This window comes from Streptomyces umbrinus (assembly GCF_030817415.1).
GTDB lineage: Bacteria > Actinomycetota > Actinomycetes > Streptomycetales > Streptomycetaceae > Streptomyces > Streptomyces umbrinus_A.
This window is the reverse complement of the sequence record NZ_JAUSZI010000002.1, coordinates 10,451,693-10,477,819: the sequence shown is the minus strand read 5'-3', so window position 1 is coordinate 10,477,819 and position 26,127 is coordinate 10,451,693. Positions and strand designations below refer to the sequence as shown.

The 26,127-nt window shown below is 70.0% G+C and carries 22 protein-coding genes; 12 read left to right on the top strand and 10 right to left on the bottom strand.

Annotation, left to right across the window (positions count from 1 at the left end; translation table 11 throughout):
- Window positions 1-2: 2 nt before the first annotated feature.
- Both QF035_RS46380 and QF035_RS46375 read left to right on the top strand, forming a co-directional pair.
- On the top strand, window positions 3-1,154 hold the full coding sequence (locus tag QF035_RS46380; protein WP_307528048.1) for an LLM class flavin-dependent oxidoreductase: 1,152 nt from the start codon (window positions 3-5) through the stop codon (window positions 1,152-1,154).
- 117 nt (window positions 1,155-1,271) lie between these two features.
- A complete protein-coding gene (locus QF035_RS46375) occupies window positions 1,272-2,402 on the top strand; it encodes an NAD(P)-binding domain-containing protein (RefSeq protein ID WP_307528047.1) in 1,131 nt (376 codons plus the stop codon).
- A gap of 2 nt (window positions 2,403-2,404) precedes the next feature.
- On the opposite strand, the gene mltG is transcribed toward QF035_RS46375, so the two are convergent.
- Both mltG and QF035_RS46365 read right to left on the bottom strand, forming a co-directional pair.
- Window positions 2,405-3,250, bottom strand: a complete 846-nt coding sequence (mltG, locus tag QF035_RS46370; protein ID WP_307528046.1) for an endolytic transglycosylase MltG — start codon at window positions 3,248-3,250, stop codon at window positions 2,405-2,407.
- Window positions 3,251-3,293: 43 nt separating this feature from the next.
- On the bottom strand, window positions 3,294-5,093 hold the full coding sequence (locus tag QF035_RS46365; RefSeq protein WP_307528044.1) for an ABC transporter ATP-binding protein: 1,800 nt from the start codon (window positions 5,091-5,093) through the stop codon (window positions 3,294-3,296).
- Between the two features lie 95 nt (window positions 5,094-5,188).
- Here QF035_RS46365 and QF035_RS46360 point away from each other — a divergent pair, with 95 nt between their 5' ends.
- Together QF035_RS46360 and QF035_RS46355 are read left to right on the top strand one after the other, a co-directional pair.
- Complete coding sequence (locus tag QF035_RS46360; RefSeq protein WP_143633093.1) at window positions 5,189-5,653, top strand: MarR family winged helix-turn-helix transcriptional regulator; 465 nt, start codon at window positions 5,189-5,191, stop codon at window positions 5,651-5,653.
- Between the two features lie 271 nt (window positions 5,654-5,924).
- Window positions 5,925-7,382 (top strand): Gfo/Idh/MocA family protein, encoded by a 1,458-nt coding sequence (locus tag QF035_RS46355; RefSeq protein WP_307528041.1) that lies wholly within the window; start codon window positions 5,925-5,927, stop codon window positions 7,380-7,382.
- A gap of 127 nt (window positions 7,383-7,509) precedes the next feature.
- Here the strand turns inward: QF035_RS46355 and QF035_RS46350 are convergent, their stop codons facing one another.
- Together QF035_RS46350 and QF035_RS46345 are read right to left on the bottom strand one after the other, a co-directional pair.
- Window positions 7,510-8,997 (bottom strand): cation:dicarboxylate symporter family transporter, encoded by a 1,488-nt coding sequence (locus tag QF035_RS46350; RefSeq protein ID WP_307528039.1) that lies wholly within the window; start codon window positions 8,995-8,997, stop codon window positions 7,510-7,512.
- 143 nt (window positions 8,998-9,140) lie between these two features.
- A complete protein-coding gene (locus tag QF035_RS46345) occupies window positions 9,141-10,760 on the bottom strand; it encodes a peptide-N4-asparagine amidase (RefSeq protein WP_307528037.1) in 1,620 nt (539 codons plus the stop codon).
- Window positions 10,761-10,936: 176 nt separating this feature from the next.
- Here QF035_RS46345 and QF035_RS46340 point away from each other — a divergent pair, with 176 nt between their 5' ends.
- Window positions 10,937-12,376, top strand: coding sequence for an ArnT family glycosyltransferase (locus tag QF035_RS46340; RefSeq protein WP_307528035.1), 1,440 nt, complete (start codon window positions 10,937-10,939; stop codon window positions 12,374-12,376).
- An 86-nt stretch (window positions 12,377-12,462) separates the two neighbouring features.
- Here the strand turns inward: QF035_RS46340 and QF035_RS46335 are convergent, their stop codons facing one another.
- Complete coding sequence (locus tag QF035_RS46335; RefSeq protein WP_307528033.1) at window positions 12,463-13,191, bottom strand: hypothetical protein; 729 nt, start codon at window positions 13,189-13,191, stop codon at window positions 12,463-12,465.
- A gap of 223 nt (window positions 13,192-13,414) precedes the next feature.
- Here QF035_RS46335 and QF035_RS46330 point away from each other — a divergent pair, with 223 nt between their 5' ends.
- The 4 genes from QF035_RS46330 to QF035_RS46315 all read left to right on the top strand — a co-directional run bounded on the left by QF035_RS46330 (window position 13,415) and on the right by QF035_RS46315 (window position 18,177).
- On the top strand, window positions 13,415-15,214 hold the full coding sequence (locus QF035_RS46330; protein WP_307528031.1) for an ABC transporter transmembrane domain-containing protein: 1,800 nt from the start codon (window positions 13,415-13,417) through the stop codon (window positions 15,212-15,214).
- Entirely contained in the window at window positions 15,211-17,001 is a 1,791-nt protein-coding gene (locus tag QF035_RS46325; RefSeq protein ID WP_307528030.1) for an ABC transporter ATP-binding protein, read from the top strand. The genes QF035_RS46330 and QF035_RS46325 overlap by 4 nt, the downstream gene beginning before the upstream one ends.
- 359 nt (window positions 17,002-17,360) lie before the next feature.
- Window positions 17,361-17,831 (top strand): DUF5709 domain-containing protein, encoded by a 471-nt coding sequence (locus QF035_RS46320; protein ID WP_307528027.1) that lies wholly within the window; start codon window positions 17,361-17,363, stop codon window positions 17,829-17,831.
- Between the two features lie 64 nt (window positions 17,832-17,895).
- Window positions 17,896-18,177, top strand: coding sequence for a type B 50S ribosomal protein L31 (locus QF035_RS46315; RefSeq protein WP_266749207.1), 282 nt, complete (start codon window positions 17,896-17,898; stop codon window positions 18,175-18,177).
- Between the two features lie 77 nt (window positions 18,178-18,254).
- Here QF035_RS46315 and QF035_RS46310 read toward each other — a convergent pair whose 3' ends face one another.
- Complete coding sequence (locus QF035_RS46310) at window positions 18,255-19,049, bottom strand: metal-dependent hydrolase (RefSeq protein WP_189843756.1); 795 nt, start codon at window positions 19,047-19,049, stop codon at window positions 18,255-18,257.
- A 145-nt stretch (window positions 19,050-19,194) separates the two neighbouring features.
- Between QF035_RS46310 and QF035_RS46305 the strand changes: the two genes are divergently transcribed.
- Both QF035_RS46305 and QF035_RS46300 read left to right on the top strand, forming a co-directional pair.
- Window positions 19,195-21,708, top strand: coding sequence for a DEAD/DEAH box helicase (locus QF035_RS46305; RefSeq protein WP_307528023.1), 2,514 nt, complete (start codon window positions 19,195-19,197; stop codon window positions 21,706-21,708).
- A 19-nt stretch (window positions 21,709-21,727) separates the two neighbouring features.
- Complete coding sequence (locus QF035_RS46300) at window positions 21,728-22,600, top strand: acyl-CoA thioesterase (protein ID WP_143633072.1); 873 nt, start codon at window positions 21,728-21,730, stop codon at window positions 22,598-22,600.
- Between the two features lie 11 nt (window positions 22,601-22,611).
- Here QF035_RS46300 and QF035_RS46295 read toward each other — a convergent pair whose 3' ends face one another.
- A complete protein-coding gene (locus QF035_RS46295; RefSeq protein ID WP_307528021.1) occupies window positions 22,612-23,748 on the bottom strand; it encodes a DUF6397 family protein in 1,137 nt (378 codons plus the stop codon).
- Between the two features lie 124 nt (window positions 23,749-23,872).
- Entirely contained in the window at window positions 23,873-24,286 is a 414-nt protein-coding gene (locus tag QF035_RS46290; RefSeq protein WP_055611773.1) for a roadblock/LC7 domain-containing protein, read from the bottom strand.
- Between the two features lie 96 nt (window positions 24,287-24,382).
- Between QF035_RS46290 and QF035_RS46285 the strand changes: the two genes are divergently transcribed.
- Complete coding sequence (locus tag QF035_RS46285; RefSeq protein ID WP_307528018.1) at window positions 24,383-24,811, top strand: PPOX class F420-dependent oxidoreductase; 429 nt, start codon at window positions 24,383-24,385, stop codon at window positions 24,809-24,811.
- A gap of 104 nt (window positions 24,812-24,915) precedes the next feature.
- Here the strand turns inward: QF035_RS46285 and QF035_RS46280 are convergent, their stop codons facing one another.
- Window positions 24,916-25,518: a GTP-binding protein gene (locus QF035_RS46280; protein WP_307528016.1), complete on the bottom strand. Its 603-nt coding sequence runs from the start codon at window positions 25,516-25,518 to the stop codon at window positions 24,916-24,918.
- Window positions 25,519-25,712: 194 nt separating this feature from the next.
- Entirely contained in the window at window positions 25,713-26,126 is a 414-nt protein-coding gene (locus QF035_RS46275) for a DUF742 domain-containing protein (RefSeq protein ID WP_055611776.1), read from the bottom strand.
- Between the last annotated feature and the right edge of the window lies 1 nt (window position 26,127).

Sequence of the window (26,127 nt, the reverse complement as noted above, 5' to 3'; positions counted from 1 at the left end):
TCATGACCGTACATCTGCACTGGTTCCTGCCGACGGGCGGCGACGGCCGCACCCTCGTGGACCGGCACGCCTACGCGGCCAACCCCGTCGACCGCACCCGGCCGGTCAGTGGGGTGCGCCCGCCCGACATCGAGTATCTGGCCCAAATCGCCAAGGCGGCTGAGCAGTTGGGCTTCGAGGCGGTGCTCACACCTACCGGTACGTGGTGCGAGGACGCCTGGCTGACGACGGTGGCGCTGGCCCAGCACACCGAGCGGCTGAAGTTCCTGGTCGCGTTCCGGCCCGGAGTCATCTCGCCGACGCTCGCCGCTCAGATGGCTGCCACATACCAGCGCATCACCCGGGGCCGGCTGCTCCTGAACGTCGTCACCGGCGGCGACTCCACCGAGCAGCGCCGCTTCGGCGACCGACTCGGCCACGACCAGCGGTACGCGCGCACGGACGAGTTCCTGTCCGTCGTGCGCGGGGTGTGGAGCGGGCAGCCGTACGACTTCGACGGGGCGCACTACCAGGTCGAGGGCGGGCTGACCGCGCTGCCACCGGATCCGCTGCCGGAGATCTTCTTCGGCGGTTCCTCGGCGGCCGCGGGGCCGGTCGCGGCGCGGCACGCGGATGTGTATCTGACCTGGGGCGAGCCGCCGGCGCAGGTCAAGGAGAAGATCGACTGGATCCGCTCGCTCGCCGAGCGCGAGGGGCGTACGGTCCGCTTCGGCATCCGGCTGCACACGATCTCGCGGGACTCGTCGGCCGAGGCGTGGCGGACGGCGGGTCGTCTGCTCGACGACCTCGACCCGGAGTCCATCGCCGCCGCGCAGGCGGCGCTCGGCCGCAGCGAGTCCGTCGGCCAGCAGCGCATGCTCGCGCTGCACGGCGGTTCGTCCGACCGGCTGGAGATCTCCCCGAATCTGTGGGCGGGCGTGGGTCTCGTGCGTGGTGGCGCCGGTACGGCGCTCGTCGGCAGCCATGCCGAGGTCGCCGACCGGATCGAGGAGTACCACGCGTTGGGCGTCGAGCACTTCGTGCTGTCCGGGTATCCGCATCTGGAGGAGGCGTACTGGTTCGGGGAGGGGGTCATTCCCGAGCTGGCCGTGCGGGGGCTGTTGTCGCGTGTTCCTGCCTCCGGGGCGCCGATTCTGGTCGCCGGCGGTCGCTGAGCGATCGGCTGGTAGCACCGTTCGCCATCTGCGGGCCGTCCGTGGCTGATCGCGCGGTTCCCCGCGCCCCTGAAGGGGCGCGGGAAGATCCTTGCCATCGGCGGGGTTGGTAGAAGCGTGAACAACACCGGAGCGCAGGCGGGGGCAGTGCGGGAAATCGATGTCGTCGTGATCGGCGCCGGGCAGGCCGGACTGTCCAGCGCCTATCACCTGCGGCGCACGGGCTTCGAGCCGGAGCGGGACTTCGTGGTCCTGGACCACGCTCCGCGGGCGGGCGGGGCGTGGCAGTTCCGGTGGCGGTCCCTCACGTACGGCAAGGTGCACGGCATGCACGCCCTGCCGGGCATGGAGCTGACGGACGCGGATCCGGCGCGGCCGTCCTCCGAGGTCATCGCGGAGTACTTCGACACCTACGAGCGCACCTTCGATCTGCGGGTGCGGCGGCCGGTCGACGTGAAGGCCGTGCGCGAGGGCGATGGAGGCCGGCTGCTCGTCGAGACCTCCGACGGTACGTGGACGACGCGGGCGCTGATCAACGCGACGGGCACCTGGGACCGGCCGTTCTGGCCGCGCTACCCGGGGCAGGAGACCTTCCGGGGGCGGCAGTTGCACACGGCCCAGTACCCGGGTCCCGAGGAGTTCGCCGGCCAGCGGGTCGTCGTGGTCGGCGGGGGCGCGTCCGGCACGCAGCATCTGCTGGAGATAGCGCCGTACGCGGCCGGGACCACCTGGGTGACGCGGCGGCCGCCGGTGTTCCGCGAGGGTCCGTTCACCGAGGACGTGGGCCGGGAAGTGGTCGCGCTGGTGGAGGAGCGGGTCCGTCAGGGGCTGCCGCCGAAGAGTGTCGTGTCGGTGACCGGGCTGCCGCTCAACGACGCGATCCGGCAGGGCATCGAGGACGGTGTCCTGGACCGGCTGCCGATGTTCGACCGGATCACTCCGGACGGCGTGGAGTGGGACGACGGGCGTCGCGTGGCCGCCGACGTCATTCTGTGGGCGACCGGTTTCCGCGCCGCGATCGACCATCTGGCACCACTGCGGCTGCGTGAGCCCGGCGGCGGCATCCGTGTCGAGGGGACCCGCGCGGTCGCCGATCCGCGGATCCATCTGGTCGGGTACGGGCCGTCGGCCAGCACGATAGGAGCCAACCGCGCCGGGCGCTCGGCGGTGCGGGACATCAGGCGGCTGCCGGCGGTCGCCCCGGACACCGCCCCGAGGGCTGCGACGAAGGTTGCGCCGGTGGGATGAGCTCAGCCGGACTTCGGCGACGCGCTCTTGTTGGTGCGGTTGAACTCCGCGACGTTCCTCCGGTGCTCCTCGTAGTCGGCGGTGAAACGTGTGTCACCGGGCTTGACGGTGACGAAGTAGAGCCAGTCGCCCTGCGGCGGAGCGACCGCGGCACGCATCGCCTCCTCACCGGGGTTGGCGATAGGCGACGGCGGCAGCCCCATCCGCACGTACGTGTTGTACGGGCTGTTGAGCCGCGTGTCGTTCTCACTGGTGCGGAGGGTGTTGCGGTTCAGCGCGTAGTTGATCGTGGAGTCCATCTGCAGCGGCATGCCCCGGTCGAGCCGGTTGTAGATCACGCGGGCCACCCTGCCCATGTCCTTCTTGGTGGCCGCCTCGGCCTGGACCATGCTCGCCACGGTGACGGTCTGATAGACGTTCATCGCGTTCCGCTCGGCCCCGGCCGTGACCGTCCCGCCGCCGAACCTCTTGTTCGCCGTATCGACCATGTACGTCAGCAGGGACACCGGGGTCGACTTCTTGTCGATGGGATACGTGGCCGGGAACAGATACCCCTCGGGGTTGCCGCTCGCGTCGTTCGGAAGCTTGAGGTTCGCCTTCTCCAGGGACTTCTTCGTGGTGCCCCCGGGCAGGGCGAGGACCTTGTCGACGGCCTCGTAGACCTGGCCGGCGCGCCAGCCCTCCGGGACCACCAGGGCGAGCGGCTCCTTCTTCTCGTCCGTGCTCAGCAGCGGCACCGCCACGGCGGTGGCCGCCACGACGGCGCCGGTCACGATGAGGGCGGTCCGGCCCCGGCTCGTCAGTCGAATCGTTCTCCGTGGCCGACTGGGCGGCGTGTAGATCTGCATGCGGGCACGGTAACCCGCATATCGCCATAATCTCGACATATATTCATCTTGTTGGCTCCAGTTGGGCGTCTCTGCGGACCAGTGCGGCGTAGCGGCCCTCGCGCTCCAACAGCTCCTCGTGCGTGCCCCGTTCCGCCGGTCGGCCACCGTCCAGGACCACGATCTGGTCGGCGCCCCGAATGGTGGACAGCCGGTGCGCGATGGTGAGGGTGGTCCGGTTGGCCGACAGGGCGTCGATGGCCTCCTGAACGGCTCGCTCGGTGCGGGTGTCCAGGGCGCTGGTCGCCTCGTCGAGGATCAGGACCGGCGGGTCCCTCAGAATCGTCCGGGCGATGGCCAGGCGCTGCTTCTCGCCGCCGGAGAACCGGTGTCCGCGCTCCCCCACCACCGTGTCGTACCCGTCGGGCAGCGACGCGATGTGGTCGTGGATCTGCGCGGCCTTCGCGGCCTCGTACAGCTGCTCGTCGGTGGCGTCCGGCTTGGCGAACCGCAGGTTCTCGGCGACCGTGGCGTGGAAGAGGTACGTCTCCTGGGAGACGACGCCGATCCCGCGGGCGAGGGTGTCGAAGTCGAGGTCGCGCACGTCCACCCCGTCGAGCGTGACACGGCCGCCCGTGACGTCGTACAGACGCGGCACCAGGTAGCTGAGCGTGGACTTGCCCGCGCCGGTGGCGCCGACGACGGCGAGGCTGCCGCCGGCGGGCACGGTGATGTCGATGCCGTCGAGGACGGGGCCGCTCTTGTCGTCGTAGCGGAACTCCACGCCCTCGAAGCGCACGTCTCCCTTGACCTGGTCGAGGTGGATCGGATCCTCGGGCTCGGTGATGTCGATGGGCAGGTCGAGGTACTCGAAGATGCGCTGGAACAGGGCGAGCGAGGTCTGGATCTGGACGCCGGTGGACAGCAGACTCACGGTCGGCCGGAAGAGGCCCTGCTGGAGCGAGACGAAGGCGACGAGCGTGCCGATGGAGATGGCGGGTCCGCCGAACTGGAGGGCCATGCCCGCGGTCCAGTAGATGACGGCCGGCATGGCGGCCATGACGATCCCGATGACGGCCATCCGCCAGCGGCCCGCCATGTTCGACCGGACCTCCAGGTCGACGAGGCCCTCGGACTCGTCGGCGAAGGAGCGGGTGAGCGAGTCCGAGCGGCCCATCGTGCGGCCGAGCAGGATGCCGCTGACGGAGAGCGACTCGGTGACGGTGGCGGCCATGGCGGCCATCTGCTTCTGGCGCTCGGTGGTGATCTTCTTGCGTTCGTTGCCGACGCGGCGGCTGATCCACACGAACGCCGGCAGCAGGAGCAGCGAGACGACGGTCAGCCGCCAGTCCAGGGCGACCATCGCGACGATCGTGGCGATGACGCTGGTGAGGTTCGAGACGAGCGAGGTGGCGGTCGAGGTGACCGTGGCCTGCATACCGCCGATGTCGTTCGCGATGCGCGACTGGACCTCGCCGGTGCGGGTCCTGGTGAAGAAGGCGAGCGACATGCGCTGCAGCCGGCCGTAGACGGCGGTGCGCAGGTCGTGCATGACGCGCTGGCCGACCGTCGTGGAGATGAGGGTCTGCAGGACTCCGAAGACACCGCCGAGGACGGCACTGAGAATCATGCCGAGCGCGAGCAGGCTCAGCAGGCCGGTGCGGCCCTGCGGGATCGCGGTGTCGAGGATCTCCTTGAGCAGGAAGGGCGTGGCGACCGAGACCAGGGACGCGGCGCCCACGAGGAGGCCTACTACGGCCAGTCGGCCGCGGTAGGGACGGAAGAGCTTGAGAATGCGGCGCACCTGCCGGGGCTGTCCGTCCTCGACAGGTGGCGGTGTCCAGTTGATGTCGTCGCGGGGCATGGGCTCCTACGGAGGGTGAGAGAACGATGACTGACGGAGCATAGCTCATTGTTACCTATACTCACAATGAACGAGGTCCTGATATTGTTCCCGTCATGGACACCCCCGACGCCGACGGTCTGCTCGCCGAGCAGCTGCTGCGGTTGACCCGCCGTGTGCACCGCATCCAGAAGCGTCAGCTGGAGAAGCGCGGGCTCGGCATCACTCCGGCCCAGTCCCGGCTCCTGCGCACCCTCGCGCACTACGGCTCGCCGCCGCGCATGGCCGACCTGGCCGAGCGGCTGGAGGTGGTGCCCCGGGCCGTGACGACGCTGGTCGACGGTCTGGAGGCGAGCGGCAAGGTGCGTCGCGTACCGGACCCCACCAACCGCCGGGTGATCCGCATCGAGCTCACGGACGACGGCCGCGGGGCCCTGCGCGAGCTGCGCGCCGCGCGGCGGACCGCGGCGGAGGACATCCTGGCACCGCTCTCGGACGACCAGCGCAAGGTCCTTGGGGGGCTGCTGGACACGCTGGTGGACGGAATGGGCGCGGTGGAGGCGCCCAAGCGCGACTGCTGAACGGGGTGGTGCCGACGGGGGCCGCCGGAAGGCGCGCCGACAGGGTGAGGGGCCCGCTCCCACTGCGGACCACGGGCCGACGCATGCCCCGCTCCACCACCGGGCCGGGCTGGCGATGGCTCCGCGCCGCCCACTCTCACCCGCGCACAGAAGTCCAAAGACCCAGCCCCGGAAGTCCAACTCCCTGGCCACTTCGGCCCCTTGCGACCCGGTCGGCCCCCTAGGAGGGTGACAGCGCGCCGAACCCGCGCTCACCCACCGAGGAGGTCCGATGCACGACGAGCACGCGACACCGGAACCTGACGAGAACCCCAAGGGCTACTCCCGACGCTCGGTCCTGCGCACTGCCGGAGCCGCCGGAGCGGGTCTGGGGATCGGCGCGCTCGCGGGTGGGGGCACGGCTCACGCGGCCGAGCCCGGGGCGGCGGCGGAGGCCGCACCCGGGGCCGCGGCGGAAGCCGAGTCCGCCATGCCCGCCGCGAAGGGCAGAACCATGATCGGCGTGCCCTTCGAGGGGCGCGGCACGGTACGGGTGGGGATCATCGGGCTCGGCAACCGTGGCAACGGCATGATCGACCTGTTCCTCGCCCTCGACGGAGTCCGCGTCGTCGCGCTGTGCGACCCGGTCAAGGACAAGACCGCGAGCGCCGCGGCCAAAGTGGTGGCCGCGGGACAGCCCGCCCCGGCGACGTACACGAAGGGCGATCACGACTTCGTCGGTCTGTGCGAGCGCGGCGACCTCGACTTCGTGTACGTGGCGACGCCCTGGGACTGGCACTTCGAGATGGCGAAGACGGCGATGCTCAGCGGCAAGCACGTCGGCGTGGAGTGTCCGATCGCGATGCGCCTCGACCAGCTCTGGGAGCTGGTCGACCTCTCCGAGCGCACCCGCAGACACTGCATGCAGCTGGAGAACTGCTGCTACGGCAGGAACGAGATGCGGGTCCTGCGCATGGCGCACGCCGGGAAGTTCGGCCGGCTGCTGCACGGCGCGGGCGCCTACAACCACGATCTGCGGGGCCTGATGTTCGACCCGGACTACTACGAGGGCCCCTGGCGGCGGCTCTGGCACACCCGGCTGCGCGGCGACCTCTACCCGAACCACGGTTTCGGGCCCGTCGCCAACTACATGGACGTCAATCGCGGTGACCGTGTCACCCACGTCTCCAGCTTCGGCACGCCCTCGCTCGGACTGGCCGAGTACCGCGCCGCGAACATGCCGCCGGGCGACCCGAGCTGGAAGGAGACGTACATCGAGAGCGACCGGACCATCAGCCTCGTACAGACGGCGAAAGGGCGGGTGATCCGGCTCGAACACGATGTGTCGACGCCACATCCCTACTCGCGGATCAACAGTCTCGGCGGCACGAAGGGTGTCTTCGAGGACTACCCGGAGCGGATTTACCTAGAGCCCGACCACACAGATGACGCCTGGGGCGACTTCGGGGCGTACGCCGACTGGGATCACTGGCTGTGGAAGGAGCACTCCAACCCTCCCGGCGGACACGGCGGGATGGACTACATCATGCTGTTCCGGCTGATGCAGTGCATGCGGCTCGGGCTCGTACCGGACTTCGACGTGTACGACGCCGCCACCTGGACCGCGCCGGTGCCGCTGAGCCATGCCTCGATCAAGGCGCACGGGGCACCGCAGGCGATCCCGGACTTCACGCGCGGACTGTGGAAGAAGGAGCGGTCGGGGGTGGACTCGGAGAAGCCGCAGGGGTGACCGGGCGGGAGTGACCTCCGGTGCGGGTCCTCCTGGAGTCCTTCGGGAGTCCTCCGAGGCCTTCAGGGGCCTTCGGGGATGGGAAGCGTGGGGCCCGGCGTCGAGCGGATGCGCCGGGCCCCGGCGCTCAACTCACCTCGCCCGCAGGCTCCTTGGCCAACGAGGCCTTGGGCCCCGCGGGATCCTCCGCCGTGTCCGCAGGCTCCTCGCCCGCGTCCGGAGCGTCCGCCGGCGCGGTCTGGGCGGTCTTGGCGGTCTTGGCGGTCTGCGAGGGCACTTCCGCCGTCGGGTCGCTGCCGGCGGGCGTCACGTCCTCCTCCACGAAGGCGATCTCGCCGTCGAGCATCTTCTTCGCCCGGTCCATGTCCAGGGCGCCCTCCCAGCGGGAGACCGCGAAGACGGCGACGCAGTTGCCGAGCAGGTTGGTGACGACGCGCATCGAGTCCATGATGCGGTCGACGCCGAGCAGCAGGGCGACGGCCCCGGCGGGGATGGCGCCGAGCGAGGAGGCGGTCGCCGACAGGGCGAGGAAGGCCGAACCGGGGATGCCGGCCATTCCCTTGCTGGTCAGCATGAGCACCAGGATCACGGTGACCTGCTGGCTCAGGCTGAGGTCGACACCCACGGCCTGCGCGATGAACAGCGTGCCGATGGAGAGATAGATCGAGGCGCCGTCGAGGTTGAAGGAGTATCCCGTCGGCAGCACCAGACCCACCGCGTCGTCACGGGCACCCGCCTGCCGCAGCTTCTGCATCATGCGCGGCATGACCGTCTCGCTGGACGCGGTGCCGAGCGCGAGCAGCAACTCCGCGCGCGTGTAGCGGACGAACTTCCACAGGCTCAGCCCGGTGACCAGCTTCAACGCGACCGCGAGCAGCACGAGGAAGAGCACCGCCACGGCGTAGCAGAGAACGATGAGCTTGCCGTACGTCTTCATGACCCCGAGGCCGTACTCCCCCACCAGGTGGACCATCGCGCCGAAGACGGCGAGCGGGGCCAGCTTCATGACGAAGCCGACGATCGCGAAGATGATCTCCTGCGCCTGCTCGATGGCGGGCAGGATCGCGGGCACCTTGGTGTGGCCGAGGTGGAGCAGCGCAGCACCCGTGAGGCAGGCCAGCACCAGGACCTGCAGCAGTGAATTCTCGGCGAAGGCGCCGACCGCGCTCTGCGGCAGCGCGTTGAGGACGAACTCGGTGGTCGACGGCAGCGCGCCACCGGCGGTCTTGTCGTCGACCGCCGAGGCGTCGAGCTTCGACGGGTCGACGTTCATGCCCGACCCGGGGGCGAAGACGTTGGCGGCGATCAGGCCGATGAGCAGCGCGGCCGTGGAGGCTATCTCGAACCAGATCAGGGCCTTGAGGCCGATCCGTCCGAAGGCCTTCAGGTTGCCGGCCTTGGCGATGCCGACGACGACCACGCAGAACACGAGCGGCGAGATCACCGTCTTGATGAGGCGCACGAAGCCGTCGCCGAGCGGCTGGAAGGTCGTGGCCGTGTCCGGCCACAACCTTCCGACGACGATTCCGAGTACGAGCGCGCAGGCGACCTGCGCGAACAGTGAGGTACGCAAGATGCGTGCGACGCGTCGCGGGGACGGTACAGACGGCGGCACGGGCACTCCTCCAGGGGGACTTCTGGGATGCGGAAAGCGGATTCCGCGGTGATCACTATCGGGGGAGTTTGCTACCGCCGGAGACCTCGATGTGACAGGCATGTAAATCATCGAGGGATGTGGCACGTCCCACACCGGACCGTTCAGCAGGCCGCGCGGTCCTCGGTGAGCGTCCCCTGCACGGTCACCAGCGTCCGGTCGTGACAACCGCCCGTTCCGTACAACCGGTAGCGCTCACTGGTCGTACCGACCGCGTGCCGCTGGTCGCGCGGCACGTTCGCCGTATACGTGGCGTCACCCGCGTAACTGTCGTCGAGCCGGGACCACGCCGTGCGCCGGCCGCCTCGCGTCTCCTCGACCGCGGCCCGGTCCCCCAGCGACAGCACCGTCCGCAGCCGGTCGCCCGCGCCGAGTGTCGTGGTGCCGTCCATGGTGTAGGTGCGGTGCGTCCGGGTCGACTTGGCGGGCCCGCGACCGTCCACGGTGACCGTCTCGTCGTCGGTCCAGGTCCCCTTCAGCGCGTCGGTGTTCTCGCCGTCGGTCCAGCGGTGCACGGAGGTGTTGGCCAGCCTGCGATCGACGGTGGTCTTCACGCGGCCGTGCGAGGTGTCGACGTACCCGGCCACGGTCAGCCGATGCCCGGCCTCTGTGTCGAGACGGTGCTCCGAACCCGGCGTGTACGCAGAGGAGTTGTCGAGGTCTCCCGCCCTGTGCGCGGTGAGCTTCCCGGTGACGTGCTTGCTCTTCGCGTCCTGCCAGACGAGGACGTTCACCGGGGTGCTCCAGCCGGCCTGCCCCTCGGGAACGCCCACTACGGAGACGTCGATCCGGTGCGGTCGGCCGTCGTTGAGGAGCCCGGCGAACGGTGTCAGGTCGTACTCGACGGGCTTGATGTCGAAGGCGCGCGGGCCCGGAATCACGTACCAGAGGAAGGGGTTGGACCAGCCTCCGGTCCAGACGGTCGGGAACGGCGCCGCGATGCCCGCGAGCCGGCCGTCGACCTTGACCTGCACCTCGCGGTAGGGGCCGTCGCCGGCCTTGCAGGAGTACGGCGCGACGTCGGGCACCGTCAGATACCAGTACTCCTCGCAGCCGCCGCCCGACCCTGTGGCGTATACCTCGGCGACGATGCGTTCACTGTTCCGGGGCGTGGTGAGGGTGCCGTCCTGGAGGGTGAGGACGCGGTCGGGGGTCTTCACGGCGGTCTCGCCCGCGTTGATCGTGGCGGCGGGCTCGCCCGCGTAGAAGGTGAGTGTGACCTTGACGTCGATGATGCCCGTGTAGGTGTCGTCGACGACGTTCCCGATGAGCATCTCGACATCCTGGTCCTCGCGCAACGTGTCGCTGTAGCGCGTGACGTCCTTCTCCACCGACCACTCGATGCCGTCGGGCGAGGGCTGCGGCGTGGACGTACGGAAGACCTCGACTCCGCCGATGTGCAGATAGCCGAGCCGGTCGAACTGCCGTCCCTTGACCTTGCCGTCGAGGCGCAGGACAACCTTGTTCCAGCGGTCGCCGCAGCCGCGCGGGGGTGCGTACGTGCCCTTGTAGGGCGTGAAGTCGCGGAACTGTGCCTCGGCGACGGTGACGTCGCAGGACTTGGTGTCCGGTCGGGTGACCGGTGGGGCGGCGGTGACCGGGTCGTGCCAGTCGGCGCCGAACTCGGCAGGCACGTCGGCCGATTGCGCCGGGGCCGCCCCGAGGAGGGCTCCCGCCACGAGGGTCACCCCGGCGAGCATGGACATGATGATCCGTCTTCTCATGGGCGGTGTTCTACGGGGAGTTGGCCCGGGCCGCAATGCGTCCTCGGGTCATGACGGGCCCCCTCGACCGGATCGGTCCCCCTCAGTACGGTGATGCCACCGGTTGGCGGGGGGACGCTATGGATCGGGAACAGGACGACGCGCCATGCGAGTTACCTCGTTTCACCCTCGGTCCCGTGGCGGCTCTGGCGGCCGTTCTCGCCGCCGTACTGACCGCGCTGTCGGGCCGATACGGGTACCACCGCGACGAGTTGTACTTCCTCGCGGCGGGCGATCATCCGGCTTGGGGGTATGTCGACCAGCCGCCGCTGACGCCGTTCCTCGCGCGGGCGGCCACTGCGCTGTTCGGGGATTCCACCGTCGCGCTGCGGGTCCCGGCAACGTTCGCGTTCGTGGGCGCCGTCTTCGTGGTCGCCCTCGTCGCACGGGAGTTGGGCGGAGACCGCAGGACGCAGGTGGTCGCGGCGGGGCTCGCGGGCGTGTCCGCGCAGCCGTTGGGCGTCGGGCACATGATGTCGACCGCGACCTTCGACCTGCTGGCCTGGCTGCTGATCTGCTGGCTGGTACTGCGCCTGCTGCGCACCGGCGACGGGCGGTGGTGGCTCGCGATCGGCCTGTGCGTCGGGGTCGGTCTGCTGAACAAGTACCTCGTGGCGCTCCTGGTCGTCGCGCTGCTCGCGGGCGTGCTCGCCGTGGGGCCGCGGCGGGTGCTGCGCAGACCGTGGCTGCTCGCCGGCGCTGCCGTGGCTCTCGCGGTGGCCGCGCCCAATCTGTGGTGGCAGGCGGATCACGACTGGCCTCAACTGACGGTCGCGGAGGGGAATGGCACGGACGACGGGACCGAGAACCGGATCCTGTTCGTGCCCGAGCAACTCATCTATCTGTCCCCGCTGTTCGTGCCGGTGTGGGTCGCGGGCTGGCTGCGGCTGTGGCGCGATCCGGCCCTGCGCTGGGCTCGTCCGGCAGCGGTCGCGTACCCCCTGCTGTGCGTGCTGGTCGTGGCGCTGGGCGGCAAGGGGTACTACGTCGTTCCACTGCTGATCGTGCTGCTCGTGGCGGGCTGCGAGCCGGCTCTGGCCTGGACGCGGCGGCACGGCCGTACGTGGCCCGTGGTGGCCGTGCTGGTGACCGTCGCGGTCAACGCGATGGTCACCCTGCCCGTGCTGCCGCCGAGTTCGCTCGCCGTGCCGATGGCGCTCAACAAGGAGCAGGGCGAGCAGATGGGCTGGCCCGCGCTCGCCGACGCGGCCGCGGAAGGCTGGGCCGCGATTCCCGCGGGTGAGCGGGCGCGCGCCGTGGTCTTCACGCAGAACTACGGAGAGGCCGGCGCCCTGGATCGCTACGGCCCCGCGCGCGGGCTGCCTCGGCCCTACTCCGGCCATATGAGCTACGCCGACTGGGGCCCTCCGCAGGACTCGGCCGACGGACCGGTGCTCGTCGTCCGGCAGGAGGACGCGGACGGCATCGAGCGGTACTTCACCGACTGCCGTCGCGTCGCGCGCGTGGACAACGGGCACGGCGTGGAGAACGAGGAGCAGGGCGCGGCCGTGGTGTTGTGCTCTGGGACGACGCAGCCGTGGTCACGCCTGTGGCCGTCGCTTCGCCACTACTACTGAGCGGCCACGGTGGTACGGCTGAGGACGTGTTGGTACGGCTGGGGGCAGGTGGTACTGCTGAGGGCGCGGTGGCCGGTGACGGGCGGTCAGGCGGCCTTGAGGTTGGCCTTGTCGCCCATCACCACGACCGGTTTCTGGTCCGGGTCGAGGGTGCGCAGCAGGTACTCCATGCCGGACTTGGGCAGGCTCACACAGGCCGACGTACCGCTGCCGTGGTCCATGTGCAGCCAGATGCTGCCGCCCTTGGACTGGCCCTGGGGGCGGGTCGGGTCGTTCGGTGAAGTGCCCTTGACGCGGTTGTAGTCGATGGCGATGACGTAGTCGAAGTCGTTCCAGTGCGACTTGGCCCAGTAGTGCGGGGCCTGGAAGCCCGCCGACTCGGTGTACGGAAGCTTGGCACCGGGGTCGGTGAGGACGCCGCCCGCGTCGCTGAGCGTGAAGACCCCGACGGGGCTGCGCTTGTCGTTCTCGCGGTGGTTGGTCGTCCAGCCCTTCTTGCCGTTGTGGCCCTTCCAACTGCGGGTCTTGTCCCAGGTGGAGCCGGACTTGGTGTAGAGGACGATCGTGGAGTCCGCCGAGTTCTCGCCCTCTCCATAGACGGCCACGACCTGGCGGGAACCCGAGGGGATCTGCTTCTGCAGCTTGTCGCCGATGTCGGGGATGGCCTTGAGGTCGACGGTGCGCGCCTGCCCGGTCCCGGTCCCGTCGCCGGCCTGTCCGTCGCTCTTCTTCCCGCTCCCGCCGTCCGAACCGCCGCAGGCCGCCAGGGACATCAGAAGGGCACCGGACACCGCGGCCGCGGCCGTCGTACGCATCGCACCGCCTGTTCGCGTCGCACCGCCTATTCGCATCGGTCCATCGTCGCACCACGATCCGGACGATTGCGTCCGGCCCCCCGGCTTCCGGGCGATATGCGGGCGGTCCGGGCCGAATCTTTGCCTCGCGGCGGAAAACCGTTTGCCTGCGGACACGCTGTGACGCGAACCTTTCACGGTTTGTTGCCTCCCCCACTCCGTTCAACGACCCCCCTGGGACGTCATGCAGATTCAAGACCTTCCGTATCCCGACCCGGGTGTGCCCGACGCACGCTCGGGGCCCCGGTTCCTGGTGTGGCTCGGCCGGAATCAGCTCGGCGGACAGGCGAAGGCCCTGGCCTGGGGGCTGATGCACTTCCTGTCCGTGTCCGGACTGCCCTTCTGTGTGGGCTTCGCCGTCCAGGCCGTCGTGGAGCGCTCCGGTGCGCGGCTCGGCATGGCGGGCGGGCTGATGGCGCTGTGCGGGGTAGGTATCGCGCTGGGCGACTCCATGCTCCACCGGGCCGCGGTCACCAACTGGATCACCGCGGCCGCACGCGTCCAGCAGCTCCTGGCGCGCAGGACCGCCCTGCTGGGCTCCGCGCTGACACGGCGCGTGGCGGCAGGTGAGATCGTCGCGGTCTCGACCGGTGACGTGGAGAAGATCGGCTGGTTCGTGGAGGCCGTGTCGCGGTTCACCGCGGCAGCGGTCACGATCGTGTTCGTCTGCGTCGCCCTGGTGGTCTACCAGCCGGCGCTCGGCGTCGTCGTCGCCGTGGGTGTGCCCGTCCTGGCGCTCGCGGTGCTGCCCCTGCTGCCCCGGGCGACCCGGCGCGCCGACTTCCAGCGCGAGAAGGCGGGACACGCCACCGAGCTCGCCTCGGACACCGTCGCGGGTCTGCGCGTGCTGCGCGGCATCGGCGGCGAGGAGCTGTTCCTCGACCGCTACCGCCGCGCCTCGCAGGAGGTCCGGCACGCGGCCGTGCGCAGCGCCCGCATGTGGGCGCTGATCTCCGCGATCCAGGTACTGCTGCCCGGACTGCTGCTGATCGTCGTCGTCTGGCACGGCGTGAACCTGGCTCGCGACGGCCGGATCACCGTCGGCGAACTGGTCACCGTGTACAGCGCCGTCATGCTTCTCACCTATCCGCTCCGTCACTTCGAGGAGATCGCGATGGCCTACTCCTTCTCCCGGCCGTCCGCGAAACGCGCCGCCCGGGTGTTGTCGCTGGAGCGGGCGACGGACGGCGAGGGCTCGCGCGGGGCCGTCGTACCGGCCGGTGATCTGTACGACCCCGCGACCGGGCTGCTCGCGCCCGCCGGACGGCTCACCGCGGTGGTGTGCGGTGACCCGGACGTGGCGGGTGTGCTGGCCGAGCGGCTCGGCGGTCACGCGGCGGACTCCTCGGAGCTGCCGTCGGCGCTGGTCGGCGGCGTGCCGCTGGACGAGCTGCCGCTCGACTCCGCCCGCAGCGCCGTCCTCGTCCAGGACAAGGACCCGGTGCTGCTCTCCGGCACCCTGCGCGAACTGCTCGACGTGCCCGCCTCCGGGGACGTCAGTGCCGAGAAGGCACTGGCCGCCGCGCAGTGCGGCGACGTCCTGGACGCGCTCGCCCAGGGGTCGCTGGACGCCACCGACCCGATGGACGCCCGGATCACCGAACGCGGCCGCTCCCTGTCTGGCGGCCAGCGCCAGCGTCTCGCGCTGGCCCGGTCCCTGATCACGGACCCGGAGGTGCTCGTCCTGGACGAACCGACGTCCGCGGTCGACTCGCACACCGAGGCACGCATCGCCGACGGCGTCCGCTCCCTGCGCCAGGGCCGTACGACGGTGGTCTTCACCTCGTCGCCGCTGCTCCTGGACCACGCGGACCGGGTCGTACTCGTCCACGAGGGCGAGGTCGCGGCGGTCGGCGTGCACCGCGAGCTGCTGCACAGCGAGCCCCGGTACCGGGCCGTGGTGACCCGAGAGACCGAGGACGAGGCCGGCGCACACGAACTGGGCCGCCTGCGAGAACTGGAAGAAATCGAGGAAACCGCATGATCGGCGTGGCGCCACCGGCCTACGACCCGGCGGCCCCAACGACCGCAGAGACCCTGCCCGTCGGCGCCCCCGCGACCGTACGCGCCTACGTGGCCGAACTGTTCCAACGGCATCGCCGGGCCTTCCTGCTGCTCATCACCGTCAACACGGTCGCCGTCATCGCCTCGATGGTGGGCCCCTATCTGCTGGGGTCGCTCGTCCAGCGCGTCTCCGACGGCACGGCGGCGGCACTCGAACTGCACATGGAGCGCACCGCCGCGCCGTTCGTCCTCGCCCTCGTCGTCCAGGCCGTGTTCGTACGCCAGGTGCGGCTGCGGGGCGCGATGCTCGGCGAGCGGATGCTGGCCGACCTGCGCGAGGACTTCCTCGTACGGTCGGTGGGGCTGCCGCCGGGCGTTCTGGAGCGGGCCGGGACGGGCGATCTGCTGTCCCGGATCACCACGGACATCGACCGGCTGGCCAACGCCATGCGCGAGGCCGTGCCGCAGCTGGCCATCGGTGTGGTGTGGGTGGCGCTGCTGCTCGGCGGACTCGCCGTGACCGCGCCGCCGCTCGCGCCTGCCGTGCTGGTCGCCGTCCCGATCCTGGTGGTCGGCTGCCGCTGGTACTTCAAGCGCGCGCCGTCCGGCTACCGCTCCGAGGCCGCCGGTTACGCCGCGGTGGCCGCCGTGCTCTCGGAGACCGTGGACGCCGGCCGCACGATCGAGGCGCACCGCCTGAGCGAGCGCCGCATCGCGCTGTCGGACCGGCGGGTCCAGGAGTGGACCGCCTGGGAGCGCTACACCCTGTGGCTGCGCTCGGTGCTCTTCCCGGTCATCAACCTCACCCATGTCACGGTCCTCGGCTCGGTCCTGATGATCGGCGGGTACTTCGTCCTCCAGGGCTGGATCGGGGTGGGGCAGCTGACGACGGGCGCCCTGATCGCGCAGATGCTCGTCGACCCGGTGGGTCTGATCCTGCGCTGGTACGACGAGCTCCAGGTGGCCCAGGTCTCGCTGGCCCGGCTGGTCGGCGTCCGCGACATCGAGCCGGACGCCGGTGACGCGTCGCTGGCCCCCGAAGGACGGGACGTGCACGCCGACGGGGTGCACTTCGGCTACCGCGCGGGCGTCGACGTGCTGCGCAAGGTCACCCTGGAGGTCGCGCCGGGCACCCGGCTGGCCCTGGTCGGCCCGTCCGGCGCGGGCAAGTCCACGCTGGGCAGGCTGCTCGCCGGGATCTACGCACCCCGGGCCGGCCGGATCACCCTGGGCGGCGCCGAACTGTCCCGGATGTCCGCCGAACGGGTCCGCTCCCATGTGGCGCTGGTCAACCAGGAACACCACGTGTTCGTGGGCGCCCTGCGCGACAACCTGCTCCTCGCCCGCACGGAGGCCGACGACGCCGAACTGTGGGCCGCCCTCGGCGCGGTCGACGCCAACGGCTGGGCGCGGGCGCTGGACGACGGCCTGGACACCGAGGTCGGCTCGGGCGGGCTCGCCCTCACCCCGGCGCAGGCGCAGCAGATCGCGCTCGCCCGGCTGGTGCTCGCCGATCCGCACACGCTGGTCCTGGACGAGGCCACCTCGCTCCTCGACCCGCGCGCGGCCCGGCATCTGGAGCGCTCCCTGGCCCGCGTCCTGGACGGCCGCACCGTGGTCGCCATCGCACATCGGCTGCACACCGCCCACGACGCGGACGTCATCGCGGTCGTCGAGAACGGCCGCATCAGCGAGCTGGGCAGCCATGATCAACTGGTCGCCGCGAACGGCGCGTACGCGGCACTGTGGCGGTCCTGGCACGGGTGAGCGGGCGCTGCCCCCTGTGTGCGCGTGCACTGCCCCGGGTCGGCCTCCGTGCGGGCCGACCCGGGGCCGCTCCGAGGTCCACACATGAACGGAGCGGGGTCGGGCAACGGCGTGCTCCCCGCCCCGGCCCGTTCCCACCGCTGGTGAGAGGGCCGGAGTCTGCCGACGGGCCCCGTGCCGTTGCGCGGTGTCGAAGAGGGGTGGAAGGGTGGATGTCGCCACCGGCTCGGGGAACGCCCGGGAACCGCCTGGTTCCGAGCGCTCCGTACGCCGTACAGGCGAGGCCTGGGCCGAGCGGCCCGCGCACCCGCCACCGAACACGGTGACAGCAGGCCGGCCCGCACCACCTGGAGGTACCCGTGGACAGCGCCGACGGTTGGGGAGACGACGTCTACCAGCCCGACGGATCCGAGGTTCAGGACGACGCGGGGCTGCTCGACGCCGAGGACACCTTGGAATCCGACGGCGTGGACGATCCTCTGGACCGGGGCTGGTCACCACCGGAGCGACCGTGGGCGGTGGAGCGCAACGACGTGACCGCCGCCGAGCGGCATCGAGGCGAGACCCTGGACGAGCGCCTTCTGGAAGAGGTCCCGGAGATCGCGGCGCCGGACGGTGACGGCATCGGAGACTGCCCGGACTCGGACGGCGAACCCCTGGACAACGAGGTGGGCGACCTCCGCTCCGGCCGTCTCGTGGCGCCGAACGAAGGAGCGCACGAGGATGGGGAGAGCGGCCTGATCGCCACCGACGTGGGGATCGACGGCGCCGCGGCCTCGGCGGAAGAGGCCGCCATGCACATCGTCGACGAGGACTCCCCGTACGGCTGACGGGGCTGATCCCGTCGTCTCCCCCGACCTGTCCGCGCACCTTCTCCCCAGGCAAGGAGCACTCATGCAGCAGGACAAGCAGCCCGACTACCACCCCGTGGTCTTCCGTGACCGCGCCGCCGGATACGCCTTCCTCACCCGGTCCACCGCGACGAGCGACCGGACGATCGACTGGGACGACGGCGAGACGTACCCCGTCGTGGACGTGGAGATCTCCTCCGAGAGCCACCCCTTCTACACGGGCAAGGCCCGGACCGTGGACACGGAGGGCCGGGTCGCCCAGTTCGAGAAGCGGTACGGCAAGGGGAGCCAGGACCAGGCGCCGGGCGGGGGCGACGCGGCCTGATCGTGTGCGGCCTGATCGTGTTCCGGGGCGAGTGTCGGGCCGTCGGGGGACGGCGCTCGTCCGGTGGTCACGGTCGTTCAGATGAAGTTGAGAGCGGCCGCGCAGCCCACTCCGCCGAGCAGCATGAAGGCCGGCATCAGGACCTTCAGCTCGACCCAGCTGCCCGCCCTGAACCGCATCGCCTTCGGCGGTCCGATCGGGTACCAGCGCTTGCGTCCGACCGGGATCGGCCACAGGATCGGGCAGCCCGACACCGTCAACGCGTCCCCGATGTCGTGCACCAGCGCGCCGAGCAGGATCGGCAGTCCGAGCCACAGGTACTCCTGGCCGGGCGCCGTGAACAGCCAGTCGGCTCCGTTGCCGGGCTTGTCCAGTACCCCCGCGAGGATCCAGGCACTCGTCGCGGCCAGCAGCCACACCAGGATGTCGGCGCTGGAGCCGCGCGTCGCCCGCCAGAGCAGGCCCTCGATCGCGAGCACTATGTGCACGAAGAGAAGTGCCAGGACTCCCCAGCGGCCTCCCGTGATCGCGATGGCCGAGGCCCCGGCGCCGATCATCACCGCCCACAGCCAGGTGTGCGTCAGGGTGCGGTGCCCGCCGGAGCGACGCGGGTCGCCCGCCTTCTTCGTCCCCTTGTAGACGGCGTAGGAGAGCTTGTCGACGATCTCGCACAGCCCTCGCGAGACGGGGCCGAAGGCCCGCGAGATGGTGGCCGCCTTGTGGTCCAGATCCGGGGCGAGTGCCGCGCCCGCGCAGATCAGCGCGCCGACCAGGAGGACCGGCCAGGGCATCGTGTGTCCCGTGGCGGCCGCCGCGGCTCCGACGCCCAGCCAGGCCGCCGCTCCCGACAGTGAGTGTGCTGGTCCCATCATCGCCGTACCCCGCCCCATTCCACTTGTACTGACAGCCAGTTGCCCAGGCGCGCTGACGCTCCGTCGGCGCCACAGCGTAGCGTTCGTGATCTTCCGCCCCACAGCCGATTCCCCCCTCAAGGGCGTTCACAGGCAAGATGGGTGCGTGACCCTTATCGATCAGCTGCCGAAGACCGCAGATCCCGACGCCCTCTACGAAGCCTTCGAGTCGTGGGCCGGGGAACGCGGTCTCACGCTCTACCCCCACCAGGAGGAGGCGCTGATCGAGGTGGTTTCGGGTGCGAACGTGATCGTCTCGACACCCACCGGTTCCGGCAAGAGCATGATCGCCGCGGGCGCGCACTTCGCGGCGCTCGCCCGGGACGAGGTCACCTTCTACACGGCGCCGATCAAGGCGCTCGTCTCGGAGAAGTTCTTCGAGCTGTGCAAGATGTTCGGCACCGAGAACGTCGGCATGCTGACCGGCGACGCGTCCGTGAACTCCGACGCGCCGGTCATCTGCTGCACCGCCGAGGTCCTGGCGTCCATCGCGCTGCGCGACGGCAAGCGGGCCGATGTCGGCCAGGTCGTGATGGACGAGTTCCACTTCTACGCCGAGGGGGACCGCGGCTGGGCGTGGCAGATCCCGATCCTCGAACTGCCGCAGGCCCAGTTCATCCTGATGTCGGCGACGCTCGGCGACGTCTCGATGTTCGAGGAGGACCTGACCCGGCGCACCGGGCGTCCCACCTCGGTCGTCCGCTCGGCCACCCGGCCCGTACCCCTCTCCTACGAGTACAAGCTGACGCCGCTCACGGAGACACTCACCGAGCTCCTGGAGACCAAGCAGGCGCCCGTCTACATCGTGCACTTCACGCAGGCGCAGGCCGTGGAGCGGGCGCAGGCGCTGATGAGCATCAACATGTGCACGCGCGAGGAGAAGGACCAGATCGCCGAGCTGATCGGCAACTTCCGCTTCACCACCAAGTTCGGCCGCAATCTCTCCCGTTACGTACGGCACGGCATCGGTGTGCACCACGCCGGCATGCTGCCCAAGTACCGGCGTCTGGTGGAGAAGCTGGCGCAGGCCGGTCTGCTGAAGGTCATCTGCGGCACGGACACCCTGGGTGTCGGCGTCAACGTCCCCATCCGCACCGTGCTGTTCACGGCTCTGACGAAGTACGACGGCACCCGGGTGCGGACGCTGCGAGCTCGTGAGTTCCACCAGATCGCGGGCCGTGCCGGACGGGCGGGCTTCGACACGGCCGGCTTCGTCGTGGCGCAGGCTCCCGAGCATGTCGTGGAGAACGAGAAGGCCCTCGCCAAGGCGGGCGACGACCCGAAGAAGCGTCGCAAGGTGGTGCGCAAGAAGGCGCCGGAGGGCTTCGTCGCCTGGACGGAGAACACGTTCGCGAAACTGATCTCGTCCGATCCGGAGCCGCTGACCTCGCGCTTCCGGGTCACTCACACCATGCTTCTGTCGGTGATCGCCCGGCCCGGCAACGCCTTCGCCGCGATGCGGCATCTGCTGGAGGACAACCACGAGCCGCGCAAGCAGCAACTGAGGCACATCCGGCGGGCGATCGCCATCTACCGCTCGCTCCTCGACGGCGGGGTCGTGGAGAAGCTCGACGAGCCGGACGCCGAGGGGCGCATCGTGCGGCTCACCGTCGACCTGCAGCAGGACTTCGCCCTCAACCAGCCGCTGTCGACCTTCGCGCTGGCCTCGTTCGAGCTCCTGGACCCCGAATCGCCCTCGTACGCCCTGGACATGGTGTCCGTCGTGGAGTCCACGCTGGACGATCCGCGGCAGATCCTCGCCGCCCAGCAGAACAAGGCCCGCGGCGAGGCCGTCGCGGCGATGAAGGCGGACGGCGTCGAGTACGAGGACCGCATGGAGCGGCTCCAGGACGTGTCGTACCCCAAGCCGCTGGAAGAGCTGCTCTTCCACGCGTACGACACCTACCGCAAGAGCCATCCGTGGGTGGGCGACCATCCTCTCTCCCCGAAGTCCGTCATCCGTGACATGTACGAACGGGCCATGTCCTTCACGGAGTTCGTGTCCTACTACGAGCTTGCCCGCACCGAGGGCATCGTCCTCCGGTACCTGGCAAGTGCCTACAAGGCCCTCGACCACACCGTCCCGGACGACCTCAAGTCGGACGACCTGGAGGATCTGATCGCCTGGCTCGGCGAGATGGTGCGTCAGGTCGACTCCAGCCTCCTCGACGAGTGGGAGCAGCTCGCCAACCCGGAGGTGATGACGGCCGAGGAGGCCCAGGAGAGGGCAGACCAGGTCAAACCGGTCACCGCCAACGCCCGCGCCTTCCGCGTACTCGTCCGCAACGCCATGTTCAGGCGCGTCGAGCTCGCCGCCCTCGACCATGTCCGGGAACTCGGCGAGATGGACGGCGAGTCCGGCTGGGACGCCGACGCCTGGGGCGAGGCGATGGACAAGTACTGGGACGAGTACGACGACCTCGGTACCGGCCCCGACGCGCGCGGACCCAAGTTGCTGCTCATCGAGGAGGAGCCGCAGAACGGGCTGTGGCGCGTTCGCCAGGCCTTCGCCGACCCGAACGGCGATCATGACTGGGGTATCAGCGCGGAGATCGACCTCGCGGCCTCGGACGCCGAGGGCCGCGCCATCGTCAAGGTCACCGACGTCGGCCAGCTGTGAGCACAGGAGAGCGCGACACATGACGAATCCAGCGGAGAGACTCGTCGACCTGCTCGACCTGGAGCAGATCGAGGTAAACATCTTTCGTGGCCGGAGCCCGCAGGAGTCCCTGCAGCGGGTCTTCGGCGGGCAGGTGGCGGGCCAGGCCCTGGTCGCCGCCGGCCGCACCACGGACGGCGAACGCCCCGTGCACTCGCTGCACGCGTACTTCCTGCGCCCGGGCCGGCCGGGCGTGCCGATCGTGTACCAGGTCGAACGGGTCCGCGACGGCCGGTCGTTCACCACGCGTCGCGTCACCGCCGTGCAGCAGGGCCGCACGATCTTCAATCTGACCGCCTCCTTTCACAAGCCTGAGGAAGGGAGCTTCGAGCACCAGCTGCCGCCGGCCCGTGAGGTCCCGGATCCCGAGTCGCTCCCGACCGTCACTCAGGAGATCAAGGAGCATCTGGGCGCGCTCCCCGAGACGTTGGAGCGCATGGCCAGGCGCCAGCCCTTCGACATCCGCTACGCGGACCGGCTGCGCTGGACCCCCGAGGAGATCGAGCACGCCGAACCGCGCAGCGCCGTGTGGATGCGTGCTGTCGGTCCCCTGGGCGACGACCCGCTGGTTCACACCTGCGCGCTCACCTACGCGAGCGACATGACACTCCTGGACGCCGTCCGCATCCCGGTGGAACCCCTCTGGGGCCAGCGCGGTTTCGACATGGCGTCCCTGGACCACGCGATGTGGTTCCACCGGCCGTTCCGTGCCGACGAGTGGTTCCTGTACGACCAGGAGTCGCCGATCGCGACAGGCGGCCGCGGGCTGGCCCGGGGCCGGATCTACGACCTGGAAGGACGTCTGCTCGTCTCGGTCGTCCAGGAGGGACTGTTCCGCAAGCTCGAGGGCTGACGCCGACGAGGTCAGGCGTTTCTGCGGCGCAGCCAGCCGAGGAGGCGTCGAGGGCGTTCCGGTTCGTCGATCGTCGGTCGTGCTTCGGCCTGGTCCCGGCGCACTCCTGTCAACTGCCGTACGTCGGCGTGTTCCTGCAGTCCTGTCGGCTGCCATACGCCGGCCGGCCGGAGGGGTTCGGTCGGCTGCCGCACGTCACCGGACCGTCGCCGCTCCTCGATCAATCGCCGCCGCTCCTCGATCAGTTCTGATCGTTCCCGACTCGCGACCGAAGTCGAGGGCTTCGGTGTCGGCCTCGGCGCCCGACGGTGTGCGCGCGCCTCTTGCAGCGTGTTGGCCAAGTCGGACCGGAGCCAGCTGATCTCGTCAGGGTCCTCCGCCGTCATGATCCGTGCGGCGACGTGGGCGGCGGGCGAGTCGGGCGCGCCGTGCGTGGTCCGTTCCGGATCGAAGCGGTTCATGTAGGCGCGTTCGTATGGATCGGCGACGATCTCCGCGACCTGCGCGGGATCGAGCAGTGAGGCGACCGCCGCGGCACGGGCCCAGGGATCCTCGGTCTGCCGCAGCAGGAAGCCCACGTGGCGTCCTCGCCAGTTCCGGGCCCTCAGGTCCAGGCCCGCGTCCAGTTGGTCGCGCAGCCCTTCGGGGGTACGCCCGTTCAACAGCGGAGCGTTCTCCTCGGCCGCGGCGAACTGCCGCAGTTCCTCTGCCAGGTACAGCCAGACGACGGCCCTGTAGCGGTTCAAGTAGAACTTGACGGGCACGACGAATCCCAGGCGCGCGAACCTCGTGAACCGGGCCGCCGTCACATCCATGAGAGCCGCGCCCTCCGACGTACCGACCGCCTCGACACGTTTCCTCAACCCGTCCGGGAACCCGTCCTCGGACATCACCCGGTCGATCTCCGCGCGGGCCACGCGACGGCCTCCGCCGCCTTCGTCCGGGACGGTTCGGATGCAACCGAGTCGCACGGCGAGGTCGAACTCGCCTCGTTTGAGCCCCAGCTCCCGTGCCGCGCGGCTCTGTGCGAGCGTCTGCCGGGGCACCGTGGCGACGGCCGGATTCACGCCGACGACGGTGGCGTTCACAAGAGTGGCAGCGGTGTTGGCGCTGGGCGTGACGGACTGCGTGATGGTGTTGCCGGACATGGTGGTTCTCCCCCGTAGCAGTGGTGTGCACTCGCGTGCGCTTGCTTCGAGAAAAACCGTAGCCGGTTCGCCGCGACTCCCGCAGAGCCTGTGGATAACTCTGGCGGCAGAGCGTTTACGCAGGTCAGAGGTCGATCGAAGAGGAGTGTTCCGGCTGACGAGCATCGACGTGGAGGTGTTCGCCGACGCGGTTGACGAGCAGCGTCATCTCGTACGCGACCTGGCCGATGTCGGCCTCCGCCGCGCTGAGCACGCACAGACAGCTGCCGGTACCGGCCGCCGTGACGAAGAGCACGGCGTCATCGAACTCGATCATCGTCTGGCGCACCCGGCCCGCGCCGAAGTGCCGGCCCGACCCCTTGGCGAGGCTGTGCAGGCCCGAGGAGACGGCGGCGAGATGCTCGGCGTCCTCCCGCCTGAGCCCTGTGCTGGCCCCGGTCACCAGGCCGTCGTTCGACAGCACCAGCGCGTGTCGTACGTGCTCCACACGCTGGGTGAGGTCGTCCAGCAGCCAGCCAAGTCCCTGGTTCTCAGCCATGATCCGTCTCCCCGTGGATATGTGGCTCCCCCTGGCCGGAGGATCTGATCAACCAGCCTTCCCCACCACCGCCGTCCGGGCAAGGAGGATAGGGGCATGGCACACAAGATGACCGATGAGGAATGGCGGGCCTTCGTCTCGAACGGCACCCGCACGGGCAAGTTGTCGACCGTCCGGGCCGATGGGAGCCCGCACGTGGCGCCGATCTGGTTTCTGCTCGATGGGGACGACCTGGTCTTCAACACGGCGAAGACCACGGTCAAGGGACGGAATCTGGCCCGCGACGGCCGCGTCGCCCTGTGCGTGGACGACGACCGGCCGCCGTTCGCGTACGTCGTCCTGCAGGGGCGCGCCCGGATCTCGGAGGACCTCGACGAACTCCGGCTGTGGGCGGGGCGGATCGGAGCCCGCTACATGGGCGAGGAACGGGCCGAGGAGTTCGGCGCCCGCAACGGCGTGCCCGGCGAACTGCTCGTACGCGTGAGGATCGAGAAGGTCCTCGCGGAAGCCGGCGTCGCGAACTGAACGGGCCTGCGGGGCGAGTGAGCAAGGGACCCGCGTCGGCCCACTGAAGGTCTTCGTGCCGGCCGAGCGAAGTCCTTCGTATCAATCCAGCGAAGTTCTTCGCGTCAGCCGACCGAGTCGAGCAGCCGGGCGGTGTGCATCCGCCCGGCGTACTCGACGAGCCGTATCAGCACCTCCTTTCCCGAGTCGCGGTCACGGGCGTCGCAGAGCACCACGGGCGTGCCCTTGTCGAGGTCGAGAGCGCGTGACACGTCGTGAGCGCCGTACGTCCGCGAGCCCGTGAAGCAGTTGACGGCCACCACGAAGGGGATGTGCCGGTGCTCGAAGTAGTCCACCGCGGGGAAGCAGTCCTCCAGCCGCCGGGTGTCGGCGAGGACGACGGCGCCGAGAGCCCCTTGCGACAGTTCGTCCCACAGGAACCAGAATCGGTCCTGGCCAGGCGTACCGAAGAGGTAGAGCGACAGGCCCGACCTGATGGTGATGCGGCCGAAGTCCATGGCCACGGTCGTCGTGACCTTCTGGTCCACCCCGTCGGTGTCGTCCACCGACTGGCCCGCCTCGCTCAGCAGTTCCTCGGTGCGCAGCGGCCTGATCTCACTGACCGCGCCCACCAGGGTGGTCTTGCCCACGCCAAATCCGCCGGCGACGAGAATCTTCAACGCCAAGGCTGTCTCGCCGCTCGTGGCGTCGGGGTGTTCGGAGACCATCGATCACTTCTCTCGTGAGTGCCGACAATGGTCGACATCAGTACATGTGTGCGGATTCAGCATCATGACAACTGCGGCTCCACTTCGAGGGGTTTGACAGCAAATTAGCCGTTCTGGCGGTCCCGTGCCCGTTCGGCGTCGGGATGAGCGCGGAACGCGGTGCGGACCGTTCGGCAGAGGATGTGATCCGTCATCTACAGGGCCCTCAGTCCTTCGATGACCTCGCGCAGGATGCGCTCGTCCGGCAGTTGCGCGGGCGGCACCGGGAGGCTGACCTTGACGCAGCCGAGTTCCAGGAGGTCGCCGAGGAGCACGCGCACCACGCCCACGGGCAGGTCGGCGTCCGCGGCCAGTTCGGCGACCGACTGGGTCTCGGTCCGGCAGAGTTCGATGAGGGCTCTGTGTTCCGGCCCGAGTCCGGTGTCGTCGCGGACGTCTGGTGCCCCTGTGTCGAGTGAGACGAGCGCGATCAGGTCGAAGCGCACCCCGGTCGGGCCGGACTTGGTCCGTCCGCCCGTCATCGCGTAGGGGCGGACGAGCGGCCCGGCCTCGTTGTCGTACCACTGACTGCCCGGCTGTTCAGGAGGGCCTGTCCGGTCCTCGGCCATG

Coding starts and splice junctions, on each gene's coding strand:
- QF035_RS46380 (WP_307528048.1), top strand. CDS start 3: ATGACCGTACATCTGCACTGGTTCCTGCCGACGGGCGGCGACGGCCGC.
- mltG (WP_307528046.1), bottom strand. CDS start 3,250: ATGCAGATCTACACGCCGCCCAGTCGGCCACGGAGAACGATTCGACTG.
- QF035_RS46365 (WP_307528044.1), bottom strand. CDS start 5,093: ATGCCCCGCGACGACATCAACTGGACACCGCCACCTGTCGAGGACGGA.
- QF035_RS46360 (WP_143633093.1), top strand. CDS start 5,189: ATGGACACCCCCGACGCCGACGGTCTGCTCGCCGAGCAGCTGCTGCGG.
- QF035_RS46355 (WP_307528041.1), top strand. CDS start 5,925: ATGCACGACGAGCACGCGACACCGGAACCTGACGAGAACCCCAAGGGC.
- QF035_RS46345 (WP_307528037.1), bottom strand. CDS start 10,760: ATGAGAAGACGGATCATCATGTCCATGCTCGCCGGGGTGACCCTCGTG.
- QF035_RS46335 (WP_307528033.1), bottom strand. CDS start 13,191: ATGCGTACGACGGCCGCGGCCGCGGTGTCCGGTGCCCTTCTGATGTCC.
- QF035_RS46330 (WP_307528031.1), top strand. CDS start 13,415: ATGCAGATTCAAGACCTTCCGTATCCCGACCCGGGTGTGCCCGACGCA.
- QF035_RS46325 (WP_307528030.1), top strand. CDS start 15,211: ATGATCGGCGTGGCGCCACCGGCCTACGACCCGGCGGCCCCAACGACC.
- QF035_RS46315 (WP_266749207.1), top strand. CDS start 17,896: ATGCAGCAGGACAAGCAGCCCGACTACCACCCCGTGGTCTTCCGTGAC.
- QF035_RS46310 (WP_189843756.1), bottom strand. CDS start 19,049: ATGATGGGACCAGCACACTCACTGTCGGGAGCGGCGGCCTGGCTGGGC.
- QF035_RS46300 (WP_143633072.1), top strand. CDS start 21,728: ATGACGAATCCAGCGGAGAGACTCGTCGACCTGCTCGACCTGGAGCAG.
- QF035_RS46295 (WP_307528021.1), bottom strand. CDS start 23,748: ATGTCCGGCAACACCATCACGCAGTCCGTCACGCCCAGCGCCAACACC.
- QF035_RS46290 (WP_055611773.1), bottom strand. CDS start 24,286: ATGGCTGAGAACCAGGGACTTGGCTGGCTGCTGGACGACCTCACCCAG.
- QF035_RS46285 (WP_307528018.1), top strand. CDS start 24,383: ATGGCACACAAGATGACCGATGAGGAATGGCGGGCCTTCGTCTCGAAC.
- QF035_RS46280 (WP_307528016.1), bottom strand. CDS start 25,518: ATGGTCTCCGAACACCCCGACGCCACGAGCGGCGAGACAGCCTTGGCG.
- QF035_RS46275 (WP_055611776.1), bottom strand. CDS start 26,126: ATGGCCGAGGACCGGACAGGCCCTCCTGAACAGCCGGGCAGTCAGTGG.